This is a genomic window from Streptomyces pathocidini (assembly GCF_001418495.1).
GTDB lineage: Bacteria > Actinomycetota > Actinomycetes > Streptomycetales > Streptomycetaceae > Streptomyces > Streptomyces pathocidini.
The window spans coordinates 1-7112 of sequence record NZ_LIQY01000246.1; the positions used below are offsets into that span (position 1 = coordinate 1).

At 70.0% G+C, this 7112-nt stretch carries 5 protein-coding genes; 2 read left to right on the plus strand and 3 right to left on the minus strand.

Annotated elements, in window-relative coordinates; translation table 11 throughout:
• Nucleotides 1-394 (plus strand): Rv3235 family protein (locus AOK16_RS13425; protein ID WP_240483551.1); only part of this gene is annotated, 394 nt, incomplete at its 5' end.
• 218 nt (nucleotides 395-612) lie between these two features.
• Here AOK16_RS13425 and secA read toward each other — a convergent pair.
• Entirely contained in the window at nucleotides 613-3444 is a 2832-nt protein-coding gene (gene secA, locus AOK16_RS13430) for a preprotein translocase subunit SecA (protein WP_055472498.1), read from the minus strand.
• Nucleotides 3445-3710: 266 nt separating this feature from the next.
• Here secA and AOK16_RS13435 point away from each other — a divergent pair, with 266 nt between their 5' ends.
• Entirely contained in the window at nucleotides 3711-4925 is a 1215-nt protein-coding gene (locus tag AOK16_RS13435) for a winged helix-turn-helix domain-containing protein (protein WP_055472499.1), read from the plus strand.
• Here AOK16_RS13435 and AOK16_RS13440 read toward each other — a convergent pair.
• The gene (locus AOK16_RS13440; protein WP_055472500.1) at nucleotides 4918-5667 is read right to left on the minus strand and encodes a response regulator; all 750 of its coding nucleotides are present in this window, start codon (nucleotides 5665-5667) and stop codon (nucleotides 4918-4920) included. The genes AOK16_RS13435 and AOK16_RS13440 overlap by 8 nt on opposite strands.
• Nucleotides 5668-5926: 259 nt before the next feature.
• Nucleotides 5927-6610 carry a ribosome hibernation-promoting factor, HPF/YfiA family gene (gene hpf, locus AOK16_RS13445; RefSeq protein WP_055472501.1) on the minus strand — a complete coding sequence of 228 codons (684 nt, stop codon included), beginning with the start codon at nucleotides 6608-6610 and terminating at the stop codon, nucleotides 5927-5929.
• Between the last annotated feature and the right edge of the window lie 502 nt (nucleotides 6611-7112).

A 7112-nucleotide genomic window follows, 5' to 3' on the forward strand; every position in this document is an offset into this window, starting at 1 on the left:
CCGGGTCGGCGGCGCGGCGGGCCGGGCCAACGGCCCAGGCGCGACGGGAGCCATCACCACCCGCCAGCATCAACTGGCCGAACCCCGCCACTGGTTCGCCCAGCGCCTCCTCCTGGTCCTCAGCGGCCGCAAGCCGGTTCACTGGATGCTGGGCCACACCGTCGGCGCCGCGTACGACCAGCTGGTGCGGCTGGCACCGCCGATCCCGCTGGGCCCGCCCGGCGCCGAGCGCGTGGCCCCGGTCGTGGCCCGCTGCGACGAGTACCGGCCCGAACCCCGCGTGATCGAGGCCTTCGCCCGTATCCGCTACGGCGACCGCCTCCGCGCCCTGGCCTTCCGCCTGGAGCAGGCCCAGGACAACCGATGGCGCTGCTCGGCCATCGAGCTGGGCTGAGGAAGCCCCTCAACCACCCGGGCCACCAGGGACACCCGGGACACCCAGGCCAATCACAGGCCACTCCGACCGCAGCAACCGCCGAGCCCGCCGCCAGACCGCAGACCGCAGACCGCAGACGAACATGCCGCGGGCCGGGCAGGACACCCCGTGTCCCACCCGGCCCGCGGCCCTACGGCCGGTCCCGGCTACTGCCGGGAACCGCCTACTTCCTCGGCCTACTTCTTGCGCCGCCGCCCCCCGGCCTTCTGCGCCTTCCGGCGCTCGGCCCGGGTCATCCCGTCGGCCTCGGACCGCGGCCCACCGTCGTCCGTGGTGAAGTCGCCCTCGACGATGCCGCCCTCGCCGTCCACCTTGGGGGCGGTGAAGTGCAGCCGGTCCGGCCGCTGCGGGGCCTCCAGGCCCTTGGCCCGGATCTCCGGCCGACCCATGGACGCGGCCGGCACCCCGGCCTCCTCCGGCTCCTTCTCCAGCGAGGTCTTCTCGGCGGGCTCCGTGACCGGAACCTCCTCGACCTGCTGCTCGACCTGGACCTCCAGGTTGAACAGGTAGCCGACGGACTCCTCCTTGATGCCCTCCATCATGGCCGTGAACATGTCGAAGCCCTCGCGCTGGTACTCGACCAGCGGGTCCTTCTGGGCCATCGCGCGCAGGCCGATGCCCTCCTGGAGGTAGTCCATCTCGTAGAGGTGCTCGCGCCACTTGCGGTCCAGGACCGACAGCACCACGCGCCGCTCCAGCTCGCGCATGATCTCCGAGCCGAGCTGCTTCTCGCGCTCGTCGTACTGCTCGTGGACGTCGTCCTTGATGGACTCGGCGATGAACTCGGCGGTGATCCCGGCACGGTCCCCCGCCGCGTCCTCCAGCTCCTCGGTGGTGACCTTCACCGGGTAGAGCTGCTTGAAGGCGCCCCACAGCCGGTCCAGGTCCCACTCCTCGGCGAAGCCCTCGACGGTCTCCGCGTCGATGTAGGCGTCGATGGTGTCGTCCATGAAGTGCCGGATCTGCTCGTGCAGGTCCTCGCCCTCCAGGACGCGGCGGCGCTCGGCGTAGATGACCTCGCGCTGCCGGTTGAGGACCTCGTCGTACTTCAGGACGTTCTTGCGGGTCTCGAAGTTCTGCTGCTCGACCTGCGACTGGGCGGAGGCGATGGCGCGGGTGACCATCTTGTTCTCGATCGGCACGTCGTCGGGCACGTTGGCCATCGCCATCACACGCTCGACCATCTGCGCCTTGAACAGCCGCATCAGGTCGTCGCCCAGGGACAGGTAGAACCGGGACTCGCCGGGGTCGCCCTGACGGCCGGAGCGGCCGCGCAGCTGGTTGTCGATGCGGCGCGACTCGTGCCGCTCGGTGCCCAGCACGTAGAGCCCGCCGAGGTCCTTGACCTCGTCGTGCTCGGCCTTGACCGCCGACTCGGCCTTCTCCAGGGCATCGGGCAGGGCCGCGGCCCACTGCTCCGGGTGGTCGAGCGGGTCCAGGCCGCGCTGGCGCAGCTCGGCCTCGGCGATGTCGTCCGGGTTGCCGCCGAGCTTGATGTCCGTACCGCGGCCGGCCATGTTCGTGGCGACCGTGACCGCGCCCTTGCGGCCCGCCTGGGCCACGATCTGCGCCTCGCGGTCGTGCTGCTTGGCGTTGAGGACCTCGTGCGGGACGCCGCGCTTGGTGAGCTGGTTCGAGAGGTACTCGGACTTCTCGACCGAGGTGGTGCCGACCAGGACCGGCTGGCCCTTGGCGTGCTTCTCGACGATGTCGTCCACGACCGCGTCGAACTTCGCGGGCTCGGTGCGGTAGATCAGATCGGACTGGTCCACGCGGGCGACGTCGCGGTGGGTCGGGATCGGGACCACGCCGAGCTTGTAGATCTGGTGGAACTCGGCGGCCTCGGTCATGGCCGTACCGGTCATGCCGGAGAGCTTGTCGTAGAGGCGGAAGAAGTTCTGGAGGGTGATCGTGGCGAGCGTCTGGTTCTCGTCCTTGATCTCCACGCCCTCCTTCGCCTCGATGGCCTGGTGCATGCCCTCGTTGTAGCGGCGGCCGGCGAGGATACGGCCGGTGTGCTCGTCGACGATCATGACCTCGCCGTCCATGACGACGTAGTCCTTGTCGCGCTTGAAGAGCTCCTTGGCCTTGATGGCGTTGTTGAGGTAGCCGACGAGCGGGGTGTTCACCGACTCGTAGAGGTTGTCGATGCCCAGCCAGTCCTCGACCTTGGAGACGCCGGACTCGTGGATGGCGACGGTGCGCTTCTTCTCATCGACCTCGTAGTCGCCGGTCTCGTCCTGGCTCTTCTGCGGGTTGGCCGCCTCGCCCTTGGTCAGGCGGGTCACCAGCTTGGCGAAGTCCGCGTACCACTTGGTGGCCTGGTCCGCGGGGCCGGAGATGATCAGCGGCGTACGGGCCTCGTCCACGAGGATCGAGTCGACCTCGTCGACGACCGCGAAGTTGTGTCCGCGCTGGACGAGTTCGTCCTTCGACCAGGCCATGTTGTCGCGCAGGTAGTCGAAGCCGAACTCGTTGTTGGTGCCGTACGTGATGTCGCACGCGTACTGCTCGCGGCGCTGGGCCGGGGTCATGTTGGCGAGGATGCAGCCGACCTCGAGGCCGAGGAACTTGTGCACCCGGCCCATCCACTCGGAGTCGCGCTCGGCGAGGTAGTCGTTCACCGTGATCAGGTGGACGCCCTTGCCGGACAGCGCGTTGAGGTAGGTGGGCAGCGTGCCGACGAGGGTCTTGCCCTCACCGGTGCGCATCTCGGCGACATAGCCGAGGTGCAGGGCCGCGCCGCCCATCAGCTGGACGTCGTAGTGGCGCTGGCCGAGCACGCGCTTGGCGGCCTCTCGGACGGTGGCGAACGCCTCGGGGAGCAGGTCGTCCAGGCTCTCACCGTCGGCGTACCGCTCCTTGTACTCGTCGGTGAGCGCCCGCAGCTCGGCGTCGGAGAGGTTGACGAAGTCCTCTTCGATGGAGTTGACCTGGCCCGCGATGCGGTGCAGCTTGCGCAGGATCTTGCCTTCGCCTGCACGCATGAGCTTGTTGAAGACGGACACTTAGGTTGGTCTCCTTGCCGGTCGGGCCTGGCACCGTCGGTGCGCGGGCACAGCAGGGGTCAGGCCCCGCCGCAACGGCCATCGTAAGTCAGGACCGGGCCGCGCCGGGAGGTCCGTCGGTACGAAGAGCCGCTGTCACTCGTAAGGACAACGGTGAGGCGCCGCGGATCGTGCCCGGATCCGCACCGGATTTCTGAACGATCTCGTCCGGGGCCCGGTTGTCAGTGGCCGGGTCGTTGTCAGTGGCCGGGTCTAGGGTGCGCCACATGACGACAAGGCCAGGTCCGACAGGTCCGGTGCCCGCCCCGGCGGCAGAACTGAGCGCCGACGAGGCCCGGCGCATAGCCCTCCGCGCCCAGGGACTGCTGGGCGCGCCCGACCGGCGTGCGGGCGTGCGCGGGGTGCTCCGGCACCTCGGGGCCGTGCAGCTCGACACCATCTCGGTGCTCGCCCGCTCCCACGAGCTGGTGGCATACGCCCGGCTCGGCGCGGTGGGCCGCGCGGCGGTCGAGGCCGCGTACTGGACCCCGGCGGATGCTGAGGTCGCGGATCCGGCGCCGCACTCCTTCGAGTACTGGTCGCACGCCGCCTGCATCCTGCCCATCGAGGAGTGGCCGCACTTCGCCTTCCGCCGCCGCGCCTACCGCTCCCGCCCGCACTGGAACCACGGGCTGGCGGACGGCGCGTACGAGGCCGTGATCAAGCAGCTGCGCGCCGAGGGTCCGCTGACGGCCACCGACCTGGGCGGCGCCAAGAACGGTGGCCCCTGGTGGGACTGGTCGGAGGCGAAGGTCGCCGTCGAGCGGGCCCTGATGTACGGGGACGTGGTGTGCACCGAGCGGCGCGGCTGGAAACGGGTGTACGACCTGGCCGAGCGCGCGGTGCCCGGCGCGCTGCTGCACGACGACCTGGCCGACACCGAGTGCCTGCGGCGGCTCGTCCGGCTCGCCGGGCAGTCGCTGGGGGTCGGCACACGCGCGGACATCGCGGACTACCACCGCCTCAAGGGCGAGCAGGTCGACGCGGCGATCGCGGACTCGGGGCTGGTGCCGGTGGCGGTCGAGGGCTGGGGCAAGCCCGCGTGGGCCGATCCGGAGGCGCTGGCCGGGGAGGTGCGCGGCAGGCACCGTACGGCGCTGCTGTCCCCGTTCGACTCGCTGATCTGGGACCGGGCGCGCACGGAGCGCGTCTTCGGCTTCACGCACCGCCTGGAGGCCTACGTGCCGAGGCCGAAGCGGGTGCACGGCTACTTCGCGATGCCGCTGCTGTCCGGCGGGCGGCTGGTGGGCCGGGTGGATCCGGCCCGGGAGGGGAGCACGCTGGTGGCCCGGCAGGTGTCCCTGGAGGGGCGCGCGGCGGTACGGCCGATGGCGCGGGCCCTGTGGGAGGCGGCCTCGTGGGTGGGGTGCGACGCGGTACGGGTCGAGCGGGTCGAGCGGCCCGAGTTCGCCGCCGCGCTGGCCGCGGAACTCGCTATCTGATCTCGAGGTCGAGGATCTTCTCGCGCATCGCGTAGACCACGGCCTCCATCCGGGAGTGCAGCTGCAGCTTCTCCAGGATGTTGCGGACGTGGTTCTTCACGGTGTTCTCGCTGATGAACAACTCCTTGGCGATGTCCCGGTTGTTCATCCCCGTGGCGACGAGCTTGAGGACCTCCAGCTCGCGGTCGGTGAGCCGGGGCGCGGGGACCAGGCGCCGCTCGTCGGTCCGCTGGATCATCGACTTGAACTCGGTGAGGAGCTTGGACGCCATCGAGGGGCTGATCTGGGACTGCCCGTCCGCGACCGCCCGGATCGCGGTGGCCACCTCGTCGGTGGAGATCTCCTTCAGGAGGTAGCCGGTGGCCCCGGCCTTGATCGCCTCGTAGAGGTCGGCCTCCTCGTCGCTGATCGTCAGCATGATGATCTTCGCGCTGGGGGCCACCTCCTTGATGGATGTACAGGCCTCGATGCCGCCGCGCTTGGGCATCCGCACATCCATCAGCACGATGTCGGGCAGCAGGTCGGCGGCCTTGTCCACCGCCTCGGCACCGTCCCCGGCCTCGCCGATGACCTGGATGTCCTCCTCCTGCGCCAGGACGATCTCCAGGCCTCGGCGGAACAGGGCGTGATCGTCCACCACGAGGACCCTGATGGGTTCCTTGCGCGACGGACCGGCGTGCGCGCCGGGGCCGTCAACGCCCTCGTCTTCCTCATCGGGCGCGGGCCCGAAGCTGTCCGCCATCGTTCCTCCCCCATGAAGGCCATGGCCCCTGGATGCGTACCGGGCCAACCGGTCTCCACCGAGCGTGGGTTGGCTGCCTCGCCATGATTCCATGCCCGGGCCGCGGAGCGGTGATGCCGTTGCTGCGGACTGGTGCCTCCAGGGGCGCGCAAACGCTCCCGGAGGCACCTTTCCACCGCACGTCGGCGGCGGTTTTTGGTCAGCTTTTCGGTCAGTGTTGTTTCGGCCAGTGTCGCGGGTCAGCGATCGGCGGACCGGGTCAGCCGCCGAGCGCTCCGCCCGCGCCGTGTGGCGCCTCGGCGACCATCGGGTCGGCCTCCAGGTGGATCACGCCGTAGTCGTAGGCATGCCGACGGTAGACCACGCTCGGCTGCTTGGTGTCGGAGTCGACGAACAGATAGAAGTCGTGCCCGACCAGCTCCATCTCGTAGAGCGCCTGGTCGAGGGTCATGGCCGCGGCGGCGTGGGTCTTCTCCCGGACCACCAGCGGGCCTTCGCCCTGGACCTCGAGCGAGCCGATCTTCTTGGTGGGCACGCCCTCGTCGAGGACGTCCTCCGCCGCGGGTTCGCCGTTCAGGCGCGCGGCGAGCGGGGCTGTGGCGGCGGCGACGCTCGTCGGCGTCCGGCCGCCCCGGTGCACCCGGCTCTTGTCGGCCCGCTTGCGCAGCTGCGCCTCGAGCCTGGCGGTTGCCGCGTCGAGCGCCGCGTACGGATCGGCCGCCGCGGCTTCCGCCCGGATCACGGGCCCACGGGAGCGGAGCGTGATCTCCACTCGGTCGCAGCGGTCGGCCTGACGGGGATTGTGTTCCTTGGACACCTCGACGTCGAGGCTGATCACCTTGGCGTCGATCTTCTGGATCTTGTCCAGCTTCAGCTTCTCGGTCACGTGCTTGCGGAAGCGCTCGGGCACCTCGGTCTTGCGGCCCTTGACGACGATGTCCACGCAGAACTCCGTTCCCGGATCGCTCCGCACCCGTGCGGAGCGCATCCCTTTTGCCCTGAGACCGGCTGAGCCGCCTTCTCCACGGGAGGGGGCCCGTCCGGCACTGCGTCTGCTGCATCACCGCGCACTCGGGGGTCGTCCGAGTCGCGGCGCCGCGGCTTTCACCTCCTCCTCCCCAGCCGACAAGATCGCCACCCCACCGATTTCGGGGACGGTGACAGGCCCCCGAAGACTCTTATCCGGCATTGAAGACATAGCGTTCGCCGTTCCTCACAACCGAACATAGCTCGACCCCAGGGGTGTCGGCACCCCCTACCGGTGCGTACCTCCAGCTCCGCAGACCCTTTCGGGCCCTTACTCTCACAACGCTTCCCGTTTCCCCCGAGTTCCCCTCAGCGCCGCTTTTCGGCCCCGGCACTGAGGCGGAAAAGGCCCCGAAGCCGCCCCCCGAAACCGCTCCCGAAACACCGCCGTGGCCGCCACCACCGCCGCCCCCACGACC